A 16,155-nucleotide genomic window follows, 5' to 3' on the forward strand; every position below is an offset into this window, starting at 1 on the left:
ACGGGGCCCGGCCCCAGCCGTTCGATGCGCGGGAGGAAACATGACCAGCCCCGAGCAGGACCCGAACCAGCAGGAAGGCCCCGCGGACGGCGGTGCGGCGGGCACCCCCGGCGTCCACGACGGCGGCGCGGACGGCGGTGCCGACGGTGGCGCGGAGGGCCCCGCGGACGGTGGTGCGGCGGGCACCCCCGGCGTCCACGACGGCGGCGCCGACGGTGGAGCCGACGGTGGCGCGGAGGGCCCTGCGGACGGTGGTGCGGCCGGTACGCCCGGTGTCCACGACGGCGGTGCGGACGGCGCCGCGGAGGGTCCGGCGGACGGCGGCGCGGCCGGTACGCCGGGCGTCCACGACGGCGGTGCCGACGGCGGCGCGGAGGGCCCCGCGGACGGTGGTGCGGCCGGCAGGCCGGGTGTCCACGACGGCGGTGCGGACGGCGCCGCGGACGCGTCCGGCAACGGTTCTTGAGCGCCTCCCCGGCCGGCATCCAGGACCCCGGGACCGCGACGGCGAGCCCCGGGGTCCTGGAAACACGCCTGACGACCGGCCTGAGCCGGGAGGAATTCGCCCGCGACATCTGGTCGCGCACCGCGCTGCTCACCCGCCGCGCCGGAGACTTCTCCGACCTCTTCTCCGCCCGTGCCGTCGACGAACTCGTCTCGCGGCGCGGCCTGCGTACGCCGTTCCTCCGCGTCGCCAAGAACGGCGCCACGCTCCCCGACGCCTCGTTCACCTCACCGGCCGGCGTGGGCGCCACCATCGCCGACCAGGTCGACGACACCGCCCTGTGGCGGGAGTTCGCCGACGGCGCCACCCTCGTCCTGCAAGCCCTCCACCGCACCTGGGCTCCCGTCGGCGACTTCGGCGCCGCCCTGGGCGCCGAACTGGGGCACCCGGTGCAGGCCAACGCCTACGTCACCCCGCCGCAGAACCGCGGGTTCGACGCCCACTACGACGTCCACGACGTCTTCGTCCTCCAGATCGAGGGCACCAAGCGCTGGATCGTCCACCGGCCCGTGCACCCCGACCCGCTGCGCGACCAGCCCTGGACCGAGCACCGGCAGGCCGTGGCCGAGGCCGCGCAGGGCGAGCCGCACATCGACACCGTGCTCGAACCGGGCGACGTCCTCTACCTCCCGCGCGGCTGGCTGCACGCCGCAGAGGCGCAGGGCGAGGTCTCGATCCACCTGACACTCGGCGTCCACACCTGGACCCGGTACGCCCTGGCCGAACAGCTCATGAGCTCCGCGCTCGCGGCACTGCGCGAGGACCCGTGGCTGCGCGGCTCCCTGCCGCTGGGCACGGAGGTACCGGACGACGCGACCGCCCAGGTGCGCGAACGCCTCCTCGCGGCCGTCACCGAGGCCGACCCCGCCCCCCGGTTCCACCGTGCGCGGCGGGGCCAGGCCCGCCCCGCACCACTCGGGCCGCTGGCTCAGCTCGCCGCCGTCGACCGCCTCGGCCCCGGCTCACCGGTCCGGCTCCGGGGCGCGCTGGAAGCCCGGCTGGAGGACCGGCGCCTGGTCACCCGCGTCGGCTGGCTCGACTTCCCGGAGGCCGACCTGCCGGCCCTGACCCGCCTGCTCGCCGGCGAGGTGCGCACCGCCGGCGACCTCGGCCTCGCCTGCGCGAGGAGGCTGCTGCGCGCGGGCGTCCTCGTGCCGGCCGGGCAGTGACACCGCCGCGGTGACCGCGTGACGGGGACGGAACGCTTCTTCTGCGCCGACGCCGCCCGGGCCCGCGGCGACGCGCTCACCGGCACGGCCCCGTACGGCCTCGTCTGGGTCCTCCTTGAGTACGGGGGCTCCTGGCCGGCCAACGGCTTCGACGGTCTCGCCCTCGACCCCGCCGCCAAGGCCCTCCTGTTCGAAGCGGCGCGGGCGGTGCGGGCCCGGGTGCTCCTGATCAGGCGCCACGGCCGCCGGGACAAGGAAGCGGGCCCCCGGCGCTGGGCCGTACTGCGCTACGACGGCACCGGCGCCCACCGCCAGCAGTGGGGCACCTGGGAGCGCGACGAGGACCTGGCCCGGGCAGCCGCCGCCCTGGGCGCGCCCGGAGAGCCCGGCCACCCTCCCGTCGTCCTCGTCTGCACCCACGGCCGGCACGACACCTGCTGCGCCGTACGCGGACGGCCGGTGGCCCGCGCCCTGAGCGAGCGGTGGCCGGACCTGGTGTGGGAGTGCACGCATGTGGGCGGTGACCGGTTCGCCGCCAACGTCCTCGTCGCGCCCGACGGCGTCTACTACGGCGGCCTCGACGCCCTGTCGTCCGTCGCCGTGGTCGAGCAGCACCTCGCCGGCCGGGTCCACGCCGGGCACCTGCGCGGGTACACCGATCTCCTCCCGCCCCAGCAGGCGGCCGTCGCCGCCGTACTCGCGCGCTTCGGCCCGGCCGGCCGGCACGACTACGCCGTCACCGGCACGTCCCGGGCCGGCCCCCACTGGCTGGTCCGCGTCACGGGCCCCCCGCCCCGCGCGGAGGCCTACGACGTCGAGGTACGTGCACACCGGGCCGCACCGAGCCAGCTGACCTGCAACGGACCGGCGACGAGCGCGGCCGTCGTCCACGAGGTCACCGCGATCCACCTCGGTTGAGGCGTCCGCGGTCCCGGTGGACGCCTCCCGGAGGTCGCCTGTGCGCCAATGCTCCCTCCACGCCGTGCGCGGAGTTGGCTAGGGTGATCGCTCCTGGGGCACCGGAACGAGGGGGATGGGCCGTATGGCGGCGAGCAGCGAGCGGCGACGCAGGGCGGACATCGTGCGCTACTGGCACGCGGTGGAGATGTTCAGCCCGCAGAAGGTGGAGAAGGCCTCGCCGCCGAAGGGCATCCACCCCGTGGAAGCCGGCCGTCCGCTGCCGTGGGAGGAGGGGCACCCCGTACGGCGGCGGAGCCCGGGCCGGAACATGGTCAGGCAGCACACCGTCTACTGCGGCGTGTACCCGGTCGCGTCCGTCCGCGACGTCCTGCTCGATGTCTTCGGCGGCAAGGCGGTGGCCGAGACCGTCCGCAGCCCGAAAGCCCGGGGAGAGCGCGGTTCCCGGTGCCGTCGCCGGCACCGGGGACCGCCGTCGTACGCGGGACGTGTCAGCGCAGCCGCTCGTACGCCGGGAGCGTCAGGAAGTCCGCGTAGTCCTGGTCCAGCGAGACCTGGAGCAGCAGGTCGTGGGCCTCCTGCCACTGGCCGGCGGCGAAGGCCTCGTCGCCGGTCTCGGCGCGGATCGCGGTCAGCTCCTCGGCGGCGACCTTGCGGGCCAGGTCCGCCGTGGCGTGCTCGCCGTTCTCGAAGACCACGTCCGCGTTGATCCACTGCCAGATCTGGGAGCGGGAGATCTCGGCGGTGGCCGCGTCCTCCATCAGGTTGAAGATGGCGACCGCGCCCATGCCGCGCAGCCAGGCCTCGATGTAGCGGATGCCGACCGCGACGGCGTTGCGCAGCCCCTCGTAGGTGGGTTTGGCCTGGAGGGTGTCGATGGCGATCAGGTCGCCGGCCGCGACCGACACGTCCTCGCGCAGCCGCTCCTTCTGGTTCGGCTTCTCGCCGAGGACCGCGTCGAAGGAGGCCATGGCGATCGGGACGAGGTCGGGGTGGGCGACCCAGGAGCCGTCGAATCCGTCATTGGCCTCGCGGTCCTTGTCGGCCTTGACCTTCTCGAAGGCGACCTTGTTGACCTCGGCGTCGCGGCGGGACGGGATGAAGGCCGCCATGCCTCCGATGGCGTGGGCGCCGCGCTTGTGGCAGGTGCGGACGAGGAGTTCGGTGTACGCCCGCATGAACGGGGCGGTCATCGTCACCGCGTTGCGGTCCGGCAGGACGAATTTGGCGCCGCCGTCACGGAAGTTCTTGACGATGGAGAAGAGGTAGTCCCAGCGGCCGGCGTTGAGCCCGGAGGCGTGGTCGCGCAGCTCGTAGAGGATCTCCTCCATCTCGTACGCGGCGGTGATCGTCTCGATCAGGACCGTGGCGCGGACGGTGCCCTGCGGGATGCCGAGCCGGTCCTGGGCGAAGACGAAGATGTCGTTCCAGAGGCGGGCCTCCAGGTGCGATTCCGTCTTCGGCAGGTAGAAGTACGGGCCCTTGCCGAGGTCGATCAGGCGCTGCGCGTTGTGGAAGAAGTAGAGCCCGAAGTCGACCAGCGCGCCGGGCACCGGGGTGCCGTCGAGCTGGAGGTGGCGCTCGTCCAGGTGCCAGCCCCGGGGGCGGGTGACGACGGTCGCGAGCTCGTCGGCCGGCTTCAGCGCGTACGACTTGCCGGACTTCGGGTCGGTGAAGTCGATGGACCGTTGGTAGGCGTCCATCAGGTTGAGCTGGCCGAGGACGACGTTCTCCCAGGTGGGGGCGGAAGCGTCCTCGAAGTCGGCGAGCCAGACCTTCGCGCCCGAGTTCAGGGCGTTGATGGTCATCTTGCGGTCGGTCGGACCGGTGATCTCCACCCGGCGGTCGTTCAGCGCGGCCGGGGCCGGGGCGACCTTCCAGGAGTCGTCCGCCCGGATCGCCGCCGTCTCCGGGAGGAAGTCGAGGGTGGAGGTGCGGGCGATCTCGGCACGGCGCTCGCCGCGGCGGGCGAGCAACTCGTCGCGGCGGGGCGTGAACCGGCGGTGCAGCTCGGCCACGAACGCGAGGGCCGCGGGGGTGAGGACCTCGTCCTGCCGGGGCAGGGGCTCGGCATCGACGATGGCCAGCGAGGACGGCGCTGGTGCGGACATGAGCTGTCACTCCTTCAGCGGGCGGTGCGGACGGCGTCCCACGGCCGCCGGGTCGCCCGTAATGGCACGGCGTGCCAGGGCTCCGGGATACGGCTGTGGCCGCCGTCTGAGGTGCAGAGGGCTTCTGACCAGTGGATAGTAGTTTCCTCATGGTGGAAGTTCAATGGTTTGTTGATGTCGAGATTCTCCGGTTCGACAGAAGTGGAGGAGGGCTGGCGCAGCGTGCCAGTGCGTTCACTCCAGGTGTGTCAGGTCCTGCGGGGTGTCGATGTCGTACGCCTGTGCCACGTCGGAGCACTCGACGAGCGTGAGCGCGTCGCGGTGGGCCCGCAGGTAGGCCCGCGCCCCCTGGTCGCCCACCGCCCCCGCCGCGATGTCCGCCCACAGGTCCGCCCCGAACAGCACCGGGTGACCGCGTTCCCCCGCGTACGAGGCCGCCACCAGGCTCGTCCGGCCCCGGCACGCCGAGCGCACCCGGGCCACCGCCCGCGCGTCGATGCCGGGCTGGTCGACCAGCAGGACGAGAGCCGCGTCCGCGCCCGTACCCGCGAGGGCGCCGAGCCCCGCCCGCAGGGAGGAACCCATGCCCTCGGTCCACTCCGGGTTGACGCTCACCGTGCAGCCGTCCAGAGCGGCCCGGGCCCGCACCTCGTCGGCCGCCGCGCCGAGCACCACATGGAGGGGGCCGCAGCCGCCCTCGCGCAGGGCGCGCACCGCGTGGTCGGCCAGCGGGCGGCCGCGGTGCTCCAGAAGGGCCTTCGGACGGCCGCCGAGCCGGCGCCCGCCACCCGCGGCGAGCAGCAGCCCGGCGACGACGGGGGTCGTGGTGAGGGGGGTGTGCGGTGTGCTTGTCATGCCGCCTGGATACCCCACGGCGGTCGTTCCCGCCCAGGGCTCCCACCCGTACGGCGTGGGTTGCGTTCCCGGAGTGGCGCCCGACACCTTTCATGGCGTTAACTTGCCCGCACCCCCGGACACTTGACCAAGGTGCGGGGACCGGTCGGAACACTGGCACAAAGGTGTGCGAGGGGGAGCTTTGTTGAAGAGTGTGGGGCAGGAGCGGGTGACCGGCAGCGGTGAGGACCCGAGAGTGGCGGAGCTGCGTACGGCGGTCTCCCGGCTCCGGCGGGCACTGGCCGGACATCCCGCGCAGTTTCCCGACCGGGCCATCGCCGAGGACGAACTCGCGGCGCTGGACGCGATGGCGCTCAGCGGGGCGCCCGAGATCCCCCGGCTCCGCCGCTCGCTGCTGCTGATCGCGGGGGCGATCGGCTCGGTCAGCGCCCTGGCCTCGGCTCTCCGGGACGTCCGCGTCGCCGTCGACCTCTTCGGCGAGCCGCCGCGCCGCTGACGGCGAACGGGAGCGCGGTCAGCGGCGGATGAGCCTGCGGGCCGTCGCCGCCGCCACGGCGGACGTGCGCGAATCGACGCCGAGCTTGGCGTAGATGTGCACCAGATGGGACTTCACGGTCGCCTGGCTGAGGAAGAGCCGCTTGCTGATCTCCGCGTTCGACAGGCCCTCGCCGACCAGTTGCAGGACCTCCAGCTCGCGCTTGGTGAGCGCCTGGGCCGGGGTCCGCATACGGTCCATCAGCCGGTGCGCGACGGCCGGCGCCAGGGCGGAGCGGCCGGCGGCCGCCGTACGGACCGCCGCGGCCAGCTCCTCGGGCGGGGCGTCCTTCAGCAGGTAGCCCGCCGCTCCCGCCTCGACCGCCGCCAGGATGTCCGCGTCGCTCTCGTACGTCGTCAGGATCAGCACCCTGGGAGCGTCCGGCACCGCCGTGATCGCCGCCGTGGCCTGCGAGCCGTGCATGCCGGAGCCGAACTGGAGGTCCATCAGGACCACGTCGAGCCCGCCCGCGGCGGCCCGCGCCACCGCCTCCTCGGCGGTGGCGGCCTCGGCGACGACCCGGAAGTCCGGCTCGGTGTCCAGTACGGCCCGCAGTCCCGCCCGCACCACCGGGTGGTCGTCGGCGAGCAGCAGCCTGACCGGCGCGCTCATGCCGCGTCCTGCCCGGTCCGGCCGACGGGGAGCGGCAGCGTCAGCGCGACGGCGGTGCCCTGGCCGGGCGCCGACTCGACGCTCAGGGTGCCGCCGAGCGAACGGGCCCGGGAGCGCATGGCGGGCAGGCCGAAGCCGCCGGACCCCGTGCCGCCGCCCGCCGGGGCGTCCTGCGCGAAGCCCCGCCCGTCGTCCACCACGTCCAGCGACACCGAGGTGTCCATGAAGCTCAGCGTGATCTCCGCCCGCCGGGCCCCGGCGTGCCGCACGGTGTTGGCCAGCGCCGACTGGGCGGTCCGCAGCAGCGCCACCTCGTACGGCGTGGGCAGCTCGACCGGTGTGCCGCTCACGGCGAACTGCACGGCGAGCCCCGGGGTGGTGGTACGGGCCGAGAGCCGTTCCAGAGCGGCGGTGAGGGAGCCGTTCGCCAGGTCGGGCGGGGTCAGCGCGCGGACGAAGCGCCGGGCCTCGGCGAGGTTGTCCTGCGCCGCCTCGCGCGCCCGGTGCACATGGGCGGCGGCGGGGGCGTCCTCGGGCAGGGTCCGTTCGGCGGCGCGCAGCAGCAGCTGGATGCTGGACAGGCCCTGGGCGAGGGTGTCGTGGATCTCGCGGGCCAGCCGCTCGCGTTCGGCGAGGGTTCCGGCGGTGCGCTCCGCCTCGGCCAGCTCCGCGCGGGTCGCGACCAGCTCCTCGATGAGCTCGCGGCGCCGCTCGCTCTCCCGGAACAGCGCCTCGTACCCGAGGACCGTGGCGACGGCGACGGCCGCGCCGAGCAGCGGGCCGATGAACGTGCCGGGGGTGACCGCCTGCCCGTGCAGCAGGAAGCTCGCGATGGCGGCCGCCGCCGTCACCGCCACGGCGGGCAGGCTCCAGCGGATCGGCAGCAGGTGCAGCTGGAGGAAGTAGAGCGGGAAGGCCACCCACAGCGCGTCCGGGGACAGCACCAGCAGCGCCGCCCACAGCACACCGAGCAACGCCAGCCACGCCGCGCCCGCCCGGGTCCCCGGCTGCACGAACGGGATCGCCGCCCCCGCCACGTACACCGCCGCCAGTACGCAGGCGGCGGCGATCACCGCGCCGGGGTGCGGGCGCCCGTCGCTGACGGCCTTGGCGGCGGCGAGCGCCAGCAGGCCCAGCATCAGGCCGTGCAGACACAGCCGCAGCGCGGCGGCGACCGGGGGATGAACGTGCGTTTCCATGATGGTTCCAGCGTAGGCGCGGGCCGCCCGGGGCCGGTCAATCGAAAGGTTGATGTCGGGACCAGCCCGCGGGCGATGTTTCCGGGGCCGGGGAAAAGGACGCTGGAGTCATGTTCGTCGCATGGAGAGATCTTCGGTTCGCCAAGGGCCGGTTCGCGCTCATGGGTACGGTCGTGGTGCTGATCACGCTGCTCGTGGGCCTGCTGTCCGGCCTGACGGCCGGACTGGCCCGGGAGAACACCTCGGCCGTCACCGGGCTGAACGCCGACCACCTCGCGTTCGCCGCCCCGCCCGACGGCCGGTCGGTGTCGTTCACCGATTCGGCCGTCCACGAGGCCGAATGGCGCAGCTGGGCCGGGCGGCCCGGCGTGGAGGCCGCGCAGCCCCTCGGTATCCGCACCCTGAACGCCGCCGCCGACGGGGGGAAGCGGACGGCGGCCGTCTCCGCGTTCGGCGTCGAGCCCGGCAGCGGCCTGACGCCCCCCGGCACCCGGGTCGGGCCGGGCGAGGTCGTGCTCTCGCAGGGCGGCGCGGAGGAACTGGCCGCACACGCCGGTGACCGGCTGCGGATCGGCGGCCAGGAGGTCACCGTCGCCGCCGTCGCGGGCGACGCCTCGTACAGCCACACGCCGGTCGTGTGGACCGCACTCGCCGACTGGCAGCGCACCGGCGGCGGCGCGGGCGGCGATGCCACCGTGATCGCCCTGACCACCACCGGCGCCGCCGACCTGGCCGCCGGCGACAAGGCGGCGGGCACCCGCACGCTCACGCTCGACGACTCGCTCACCGCCATCGGCTCCTACCAGGCCGAGAACGGCTCCCTCCAGCTGATGCGCGGCTTCCTCTTCGCCATCTCCGCCCTGGTCATCGGCGCGTTCTTCACCGTCTGGACGATCCAGCGCAGCGGTGACGTCGCCGTCCTCAAGGCACTGGGCGCCTCCACCCCGTACCTGCTCAGGGACGCGCTCGGGCAGGCCGTCGTGATGCTGGCCCTCGGCACCGGGCTCGGCACCGCCCTCGCCTCCGGCATCGGCGCCCTGGTCTCCGGCGGGGCCGTGCCCTTCGTCCTGGACGCGGCGACCGTCCTCGTCCCGGCCGCCGTACTCATCGCCCTCGGCGCCGCCGGGGCCGCCCTGTCCATCCGGCGGATCACCTCCGTCGACCCGCTCACCGCGCTCGGGAGTGCCCGATGACCCTCACGCTCACCGATGTCACCCTCACCTACCCGGACGGCGACGGCCGCCTGACCGCCCTGGACCGCGTCGCGCTCGACGTGCCCGCCGGCACCCTCACCGCCGTCGTCGGCCCGTCCGGCTCCGGCAAGTCGAGCCTCCTCGCCGTGGCCGCCACGCTGGTCGCCCCCGACGAGGGCGCGGTCCTCGTGGCGGGTACGGACACCACGGGACTCGGCCGCGCGGACAAGGCGGCGCTGCGCCGCGAGCGGATCGGCATCGTCTTCCAGCAGCCGAACCTGCTGCCCTCGCTGACCGCCGCCGAACAGCTCCAGGTCATGGCGCACCTGTCCGGCGGCCCGGCCAAGGCCGCCCGCTCCCGGGCGCTCGAACTGCTCGACGCGGTCGGTCTGGCCGGTCAGGCGGGCCGCAGGCCCCACCAGCTCTCCGGCGGGCAGCGCCAGCGGATCAACATCGCCCGGGCCCTGATGAACGACCCGGCGCTCCTGCTCGTGGACGAGCCGACCAGTGCCCTCGACCACGAACGCGGCGCCGCCGTCCTCGACCTGCTCGTCTCGCTGACCCGGCAGCGGTCCACGGCGACCGTCCTGGTCACCCACGACCGCACCCACCTGGACCGGATGGACCAGACGGTCACCATGCTCGACGGCCGGCTGACGGCGGCGGTCCCGGCCTGACGCGTGGGTACGAGAAGGGGCCCCGAGCGTGCGACGTGCGAGCTCCGGGCCCCTTCTCGTACGCCCGTGCCTCAGCCGGCCGGTCCGCTGCCGGCCAGCGCGTCGGACAGCTCCTTGGCGGCCTGCTGGAGGATCGGCACGATCCGCTCGGTGGCCGCCTCGGTGACCCGGCCCGCCGGACCGGAGATCGAGATCGCCGCCGAGGTGGGGGAGTCGGGCACCGGGACCGCCAGGCAGCGGACCCCTATCTCCTGCTCGTTGTCGTCCACCGCGTACCCCACCCGGCGGACCTGGTCCAGCGCGTCCAGGAAGCCGTCCGGCGTGGTGATCGTCTTCTCGGTTGCGGCGGGCATCCCGGTCCGGGCGAGCAGCGCGCGCACCTCGTCCGGCGGGGTGTGCGCCAGCAGCGCCTTGCCGACCCCGGTGGAGTGCGGCAGGACCCGGCGGCCGACCTCGGTGAACATGCGCATCGAGTGCTTGGACGGCACCTGCGCCACGTAAACGATCTCGTCGCCGTCGAGCAGCGCCATGTTGGCCGTCTCGCCGGTCTCCTCGACCAGCCGGGCCAGATACGGGCGGGCCCAGGTGCCGAGCAGCCGGGCGGCGGACTCGCCGAGCCGGATCAGGCGGGGGCCGAGCGCGTAACGCCGGTTGGGCTGCTGGCGTACGTAACCGCAGACGACCAGCGTGCGCATCAGCCGGTGGATCGTGGGCAGCGGGAGCCCGCTGCTCGCGGAGAGCTCGCTCAGGCCGACCTCGCCCCCCGCGTCGGCCATCCGCTCCAGCAGATCGAAGGCGCGCTCAAGGGACTGCACACCGCCGCTGGAACCGGCGGGCTTGGAGTCGGAAGTGCTGGCGTGGGACGGCGGCACGTCAACGGTCCTTTCGAAGCGGAGGAGCAAGGCAGCAGCCTACCGGGCCCTTCCCGATCGGCCCACTGCCGACAGGGGGCCGTCATGGCCGGTCAGCGCCCGTTTGTCCGGGTGTCCGCACGCCGTGCGGCGGTCCGGCGACGCCGTCCCTGGCTCATTCTACGTTCCGTACTCCGAAATGAACCTTCTACTTTGTGGAAACCCCCAGAGGGGGTGGTGCGGTGCCGGAGGCGCGGGGGCAGGGTCTTGACGGGCCGGGTTCCCGAGTGAAGACTCCTTCAACAGTTCGTTGAATTCGCGAAGTGAGGAGCACGGGTGTCCGGTACGGACGTGAAGCTGCTACTGCGCTCGACGCGCGTCGTCACCCCCGGGGGAACCCGGCCCGCCGCGGTCGCCGTCACCGGCGGGACCATCGACGCCGTCCTGCCCCACGACACCGGGACGCCCCCGGGCGCCCGCGTCGAGGACTTCGGCGACGACGTCCTGCTGCCCGGCCTCGTCGACACCCACGTCCACGTGAACGACCCCGGCCGCACCGAGTGGGAGGGCTTCCACACCGCCACCCGCGCCGCCGCGGCCGGCGGCATCACCACCCTGCTCGACATGCCCCTCAACTCGCTCCCGCCCACCACCACCGTCGAGCACCTGCGCGTCAAGCAGCGGGTCGCCGAGCCCAAGGTGCACGTCGACACCGGCTTCTGGGGCGGCGCGATCCCCACGAACGTCAAGGACCTGCGCCCCCTGTACGAGGCGGGGGTGTTCGGCTTCAAGTGCTTCCTCTCGCCCTCCGGCGTCGAGGAGTTCCCCGAGCTGGACCAGGAGCAGCTGGCCCGGTCGATGGCCGAGATCGCGGGCTTCGGCGGGCTGCTCATCGTGCACGCGGAGGACCCCCACCACCTGGCGTCCGCGCCGCAGCACGGCGGCCCCGCCTACGCCGACTTCCTCGCGTCCCGGCCGCGCGACGCCGAGAACACCGCGATCGAGGGGCTCATAGCCCACGCCGAGCGGCTGAACGCCCGCGTCCACGTCCTGCACCTGTCCTCCAGCGACGCCCTGCCGCTGATCGCCGCCGCCCGGCGCAGGGGCGTCCGCCTCACCGTCGAGACCTGCCCGCACTTCCTCACCCTCACCGCCGAGGAAGTCCCCGACGGGGCGACCGAGTTCAAGTGCTGCCCGCCGATCCGGGAGGCCGCCAACCAGGACGCGCTGTGGCAGGGGCTCGCCGACGGCACCATCGACTGCATAGTCTCCGACCACTCGCCCTGCACCACCGACCTCAAGACGCCGGACTTCGCCTCCGCCTGGGGCGGCATCTCCTCCCTCCAGCTCGGCCTGCCCGCCATCTGGACCGAGGCCCGCAGGCGCGGCCACACCCTGGACGACGTCGCCCGCTGGATGTCGGCCGCCCCCGCCGCCCTGGCCGGACTGCACCACAAGGGCGCGATCGAGGCCGGCCGCGACGCCGACTTCGCCGTCCTCGCCCCCGACGCCACCTTCACCGTCGACCCGGCCGAGCTCTTCCACCGCAACCAGGTCACCGCCTACGCCGGCCGTACCCTGCACGGCGTGGTCCGGTCCACCTGGCTGCGCGGCGTGCGCATCGCCGCCGACGGCGTCCTCGCCGGACCCACCGGCCGCCTCCGGACAAGGGACAACCGAGCATGACTGCGACAGCACACTTCACCGGCGACGCGAACCCGTACGGCGGCGGCGACCCGTACGCCGACTACCGCACCGCCGACCACCCCTTCACCGACCTGGTCGACCTGGCCGACCGGCGGCTCGGCGCGGGCGTGATCGCCGCCAACGACGAGTTCTTCGCGGAGCGCGAGAACCTGCTGAAGCCGGAGCCCGCCCACTTCGACCCGGAGCGCCTCGGGCACAAGGGCAAGATCATGGACGGCTGGGAGACCCGCCGCCGGCGCGGCGTGAGCGCTGGCCGGCCCCACCCGGCGGACGGGGACCACGACTGGGCGCTGATCCGCCTCGGCGCCCCCGGCATCGTGCGCGGCCTGATCGTGGACACCGCCCACTTCCGCGGCAACCACCCGCAGGCCGTCTCCGTCGAGGCCGTCTCCCTGCCGGGCTCGCCGTCCCCGGAGGAACTGCTCGCCCCCGACGTGAAGTGGACGACGCTCGTCCCCCGTACGGCCGTCGGCGGCCACGCGGCCAACGGGTTCGCCGTCGACGTGGAGCGGCGCTTCACCCACCTGCGGCTGTGCCAGCACCCGGACGGCGGCATAGCCCGGCTCCGGGTGTACGGCGAGGTGGCCCCCGACCCCGCCTGGCTTGCCGCGCTCTCCACCTTCGACGTGGTCGCCCTGGAGAACGGCGGCCGGGTCGAGGACGCCTCCGACCGCTTCTACTCACCGGCGACCCACACCATCCAGCCCGGCAGGTCCCACAAGATGGACGACGGCTGGGAGACCCGCCGCCGGCGCGACCGGGGCAACGACTGGATCCACTACCACCTGGCCGAAGAGGCGGAGATCCGTGCCGTCGAGATCGACACCGCGTACCTGAAGGGCAACGCGGCCGGCTGGGCCGGGCTCACCGCCCGCGACGCGGAGAGCGGCGCGTGGACCGAGCTGCTGCCACGCACCCGGCTGCAGCCCGACACCAACCACCGCTTCGTCCTGCCCGAGGCCGTCCGCGCCGACCAGGTCCGGATCGACATCTTCCCGGACGGCGGGATCTCGCGGCTGCGCCTCTTCGGCGCGCTGACCGAACGCGGCGCCGCCCGGCTGGCCGCCCGCCACGCCGGACTCGGCGGCTGACCGGGCCGACCGCGGGGGCGGTCCGGCTCAGAACTCCTCGTGCACCTCGGGGTCCCCGCCGAACCGCTGCGGCCGGCCGCCCGAGATCCGGGCCAGCTCCTCGGCCGTCAGCTCGAAGCCGAACAGGTCCAGGTTCTCGCGCTGACGCCCCGGATCGGCCGACTTCGGGATCGGCACGGCCCCGAGCTGGGTGTGCCAGCGCAGCACGGCCTGACCCGGGGTGACGCCGTGCGCCTCGGCGACGGCCACCACGTCCGGGTCGGCCAGCAGGTCGCGGCCGCGCCCCAGCGGGCTCCAGCTCTCCGTGACGATGCCCTTGGCCTCGTGGACGGCCCGCAGCTCCTCCTGCGGCAGCCGGGGGTGCAGCTCGATCTGGTTCACGGCGGGCAGCTCCCCCGTCTCGCCCTCCAGCCGCTCCAGGTGCTCCGCGGTGAAGTTGGAGACCCCGATCGACCGCACGAGACCGTCCTCGCGGAGCTTGATCAGCGCCCGCCAGGTGTCCACGTACAGACCGACCCGGGGCAGCGGCCAGTGGATGAGGTAGAGGTCCACGTAGTCCAGGCCGAGACTGCGCCGGGACTCCTCGAACGAGGCCAGCGTCTTCTCGTAGCCGTGGTGCCGGCCGGGCACCTTGGTCGTGACGAAGACCTCCTCGCGCGGCACCCCGCTGCGGGCGATGCCGCGTCCCGTACCGGTCTCGTTGCCGTAGTTCAGCGCGGTGTCCACGAGCCGGTAGCCGAGGCCCAGGGCGCCGGAAACGGCCTTCTCCGCCGCGTCGTCGTCCAGCGGGTAGGTGCCGAGCCCGACCGCCGGGATCGTACGGCCGTCGTTCAGGGTGTGCGCCGGGATACCGGACATGATCTTCCCTTCTCGCCTGTTCACCGTCTCGCGGAACGCCCTCCCCGCCCAGCGTAGGCGGGGCGGGGAGGAGCGGCAGTGCGGGAGGGCGGCGGCCCGGCGTCCTGTCACCGCCCCCGCGCCGCCTCGCGGTGCAACCGGGCGATGACCTCGTCCACCTGGGCCTGGTCGAAGCCGCGGCGCACCAGTTCGAAGGCCGGGGCGGCGGCCGACGGGGCGCCGGTGCGGAGCAGGACGATGTAGGCGGCCACCTGGTCGCGGTCGTATCCGCGCCGGACGATGCGGAAGGCGAACTCCTCGTGCGGCGGGCGGTCGTCCTGCTCGTGCGGCGTGGACATCAGTGCCTCCTTCGGGCGTCATCGGTGCCCCACCCTGTCATGGTCAGGCCGCGTGGCCGCCGTCGACGGCCAGTTCGGCGCCGGTGACGAAGGCGGCCTCCTCGCCGGCCAGGTACGCGATCAGCGCGGCCACCTCGGCCGTGGTGCCGAACCGGTCCAGCGCGTTCGCCGCCCGCTGCCCGTCCGCGAACGGGCCGTCGGCGGGGTTGAGGTCGGTGTCCACCGCGCCGGGCTGGACCAGGTTGACGGTGATGCCGCGCGGGCCGAGCTCACGGGCCAGCGGCTTGGTCAGCCCGCAGAGCGCGGACCTGCTCATCGCGTAGAGGGTGGCGCCGGGGCCGCCCGCGTGCCGGCTCAGGGCCGTACCGAGGGAGATGATGCGGCCCCCGCGCTCCATCACCTCGGCCGCGGCCCGGCAGGCGAGGAACACCGCCCGCGCGTTCACGGCGAGGACCCGGTCGACGTCGGCGGGCGTGAGGCTGCTGATGGGGCCGAGGACGCCGATCCCCGCGTTGTTCACCAGGACGTCGAGCCGGCCGAAGGTCTTGGCCGCCCGGTGCACCACCGAGGCGGCGGCCTCCGGGCCGGCCGCGTCGGCGCGCAGGGCGACCGCGCGGCGGCCGGTCTCCTCGATCGCGCGGACGACCTCCCGGGCGCCCTGCTCGTCCTGTACGTAGGTCAGCGCCACATCGGCGCCGTCCCGGGCGAGCCGCAGGGCGGTCGCGGCGCCGATACCGCGGCTGCCGCCGGTGACGAGCGCGGTGCGGCCGGTGCTGACGGTGCTGTTCATCGGGGTTCCTGTTCGTTGCCGGTCGTGCTGGCAGGAACCAGGAAAGTCCTTCGGCGGGCCGGAAACCGGCGGGAAACGGACGCCAACTCCGGTACGGTCAACCCCCTTGCGGCGGGCGCCAGTCCGGCGAGCGGCCGAGTGCCGCCAGGGTGAGGGCGAGCGGGTCGGCGCGGCCCGTCCGCGGGCCGGCGGCCAGAGCGGGCCGGAAGGCGGCGTCCGGCCGTTCGCGCGCCGGCCCGTCCGGTACCCGCAGGGCGAGGGGCAGGGCGGCCTCCGTCACGGCTTCCGGCAGGGCGGTGGGGAGGCCGAGCGCCGCGGCCACGTCCCAGGAGTGCACGACGTAGTCGATGAAGTGGAACCCCATCGCGGTGGTCGCGGAGAACGTCGCCCCCGTGCTGACCTCCGGCAGCGCGAACCGCCGGGCCGACGCCTCCGGCCGGGCGAACGCGTCGAGTACGGTCCGGGCCGTCCCGCGATACCAGGCGGCCGGATCGTCCCCGGCCGGCCGGGGCGCCCAGGCGGCTCCATCGGCTCCCTCGCCCCGCGCGGCGGCGGCGAACCCGAGGTGCTGGGTGCCCATGTGCTCCACCAGCAGGCGCAGCGTCCAGCGGTCGCAGGGGGTGGGGCGGTCCCAGTCGCCGGGGCCGGCGCGGTCGACGACGCGTACGGATTCCAGCACCGCGATCCGGTCGAGCCGGATGATGTCCATGGTCGGGGTGTCCCTTCGTCGGGGTGCGGGGGCGGTG

General features: G+C 74.3%; 17 protein-coding genes. 8 read left to right on the forward strand and 9 right to left on the reverse strand.

Translation table 11 applies throughout. The annotated features are described in order from the left end of the window. Positions 1-40: 40 nt before the first annotated feature. The 3 genes from E6P78_RS20265 to E6P78_RS20275 are packed head-to-tail and all read left to right on the forward strand — an operon-like array spanning position 41 to position 2,592. On the forward strand, positions 41-466 hold the full coding sequence (locus tag E6P78_RS20265; protein ID WP_136205034.1) for a BatC protein: 426 nt from the start codon (positions 41-43) through the stop codon (positions 464-466). Beyond that, a complete protein-coding gene (locus E6P78_RS20270; RefSeq protein WP_136205035.1) occupies positions 463-1,674 on the forward strand; it encodes a cupin domain-containing protein in 1,212 nt (403 codons plus the stop codon). The genes E6P78_RS20265 and E6P78_RS20270 overlap by 4 nt, the downstream gene beginning before the upstream one ends. An 18-nt stretch (positions 1,675-1,692) precedes the next feature. Continuing rightward, positions 1,693-2,592, forward strand: a complete 900-nt coding sequence (locus E6P78_RS20275; protein ID WP_136205036.1) for a sucrase ferredoxin — start codon at positions 1,693-1,695, stop codon at positions 2,590-2,592. A gap of 491 nt (positions 2,593-3,083) precedes the next feature. Here the strand turns inward: E6P78_RS20275 and aceB are convergent, their stop codons facing one another. After that, positions 3,084-4,703, reverse strand: a complete 1,620-nt coding sequence (aceB, locus tag E6P78_RS20280) for a malate synthase A (protein ID WP_136205037.1) — start codon at positions 4,701-4,703, stop codon at positions 3,084-3,086. A 234-nt stretch (positions 4,704-4,937) separates the two neighbouring features. After that, entirely contained in the window at positions 4,938-5,558 is a 621-nt protein-coding gene (locus E6P78_RS20285; RefSeq protein WP_136205038.1) for a nucleotidyltransferase family protein, read from the reverse strand. Positions 5,559-5,751: 193 nt separating this feature from the next. Between E6P78_RS20285 and E6P78_RS20290 the strand changes: the two genes are divergently transcribed. Further along, positions 5,752-6,054 (forward strand): DUF5955 family protein, encoded by a 303-nt coding sequence (locus E6P78_RS20290; RefSeq protein ID WP_206307859.1) that lies wholly within the window; start codon positions 5,752-5,754, stop codon positions 6,052-6,054. 18 nt (positions 6,055-6,072) lie between these two features. Here E6P78_RS20290 and E6P78_RS20295 read toward each other — a convergent pair whose 3' ends face one another. Together E6P78_RS20295 and E6P78_RS20300 are read right to left on the reverse strand one after the other, a co-directional pair. Further along, positions 6,073-6,705 (reverse strand): response regulator transcription factor, encoded by a 633-nt coding sequence (locus E6P78_RS20295; RefSeq protein WP_136205040.1) that lies wholly within the window; start codon positions 6,703-6,705, stop codon positions 6,073-6,075. Further along, positions 6,702-7,904: a sensor histidine kinase gene (locus E6P78_RS20300; protein WP_136205041.1), complete on the reverse strand. Its 1,203-nt coding sequence runs from the start codon at positions 7,902-7,904 to the stop codon at positions 6,702-6,704. Before E6P78_RS20300 ends, E6P78_RS20295 begins: the two co-directional genes overlap by 4 nt. Positions 7,905-8,014: 110 nt before the next feature. Here E6P78_RS20300 and E6P78_RS20305 point away from each other — a divergent pair, with 110 nt between their 5' ends. Together E6P78_RS20305 and E6P78_RS20310 are read left to right on the forward strand one after the other, a co-directional pair. After that, positions 8,015-9,097, forward strand: coding sequence for an ABC transporter permease (locus E6P78_RS20305; protein ID WP_136205042.1), 1,083 nt, complete (start codon positions 8,015-8,017; stop codon positions 9,095-9,097). Further along, positions 9,094-9,774 (forward strand): ABC transporter ATP-binding protein, encoded by a 681-nt coding sequence (locus E6P78_RS20310; RefSeq protein WP_136205043.1) that lies wholly within the window; start codon positions 9,094-9,096, stop codon positions 9,772-9,774. Before E6P78_RS20305 ends, E6P78_RS20310 begins: the two co-directional genes overlap by 4 nt. 71 nt (positions 9,775-9,845) lie before the next feature. Here E6P78_RS20310 and E6P78_RS20315 read toward each other — a convergent pair whose 3' ends face one another. After that, positions 9,846-10,646: an IclR family transcriptional regulator gene (locus tag E6P78_RS20315; RefSeq protein WP_136205044.1), complete on the reverse strand. Its 801-nt coding sequence runs from the start codon at positions 10,644-10,646 to the stop codon at positions 9,846-9,848. A gap of 315 nt (positions 10,647-10,961) precedes the next feature. Between E6P78_RS20315 and allB the strand changes: the two genes are divergently transcribed. After that, a complete protein-coding gene (gene allB / locus E6P78_RS20320) occupies positions 10,962-12,311 on the forward strand; it encodes an allantoinase AllB (RefSeq protein WP_136205045.1) in 1,350 nt (449 codons plus the stop codon). After that, entirely contained in the window at positions 12,308-13,423 is a 1,116-nt protein-coding gene (alc, locus tag E6P78_RS20325; RefSeq protein ID WP_136205046.1) for an allantoicase, read from the forward strand. Before allB ends, alc begins: the two co-directional genes overlap by 4 nt. Before the next feature lie 27 nt (positions 13,424-13,450). Here alc and E6P78_RS20330 read toward each other — a convergent pair whose 3' ends face one another. The 4 genes from E6P78_RS20330 to E6P78_RS20345 all read right to left on the reverse strand — a co-directional run bounded on the left by E6P78_RS20330 (position 13,451) and on the right by E6P78_RS20345 (position 16,118). Next, the gene (locus E6P78_RS20330; RefSeq protein ID WP_136205047.1) at positions 13,451-14,281 is read right to left on the reverse strand and encodes an aldo/keto reductase; all 831 of its coding nucleotides are present in this window, start codon (positions 14,279-14,281) and stop codon (positions 13,451-13,453) included. Positions 14,282-14,388: 107 nt separating this feature from the next. Beyond that, positions 14,389-14,619: a hypothetical protein gene (locus tag E6P78_RS20335; protein WP_136205048.1), complete on the reverse strand. Its 231-nt coding sequence runs from the start codon at positions 14,617-14,619 to the stop codon at positions 14,389-14,391. 43 nt (positions 14,620-14,662) lie between these two features. Next, entirely contained in the window at positions 14,663-15,409 is a 747-nt protein-coding gene (locus E6P78_RS20340; protein ID WP_136205049.1) for an SDR family oxidoreductase, read from the reverse strand. Between the two features lie 97 nt (positions 15,410-15,506). Then, positions 15,507-16,118, reverse strand: coding sequence for a TIGR03086 family metal-binding protein (locus E6P78_RS20345; protein WP_136205050.1), 612 nt, complete (start codon positions 16,116-16,118; stop codon positions 15,507-15,509). Positions 16,119-16,155: the final 37 nt, after the last annotated feature.

The organism is Streptomyces sp. A0958 (assembly GCF_004795035.1).
GTDB lineage: Bacteria > Actinomycetota > Actinomycetes > Streptomycetales > Streptomycetaceae > Streptomyces.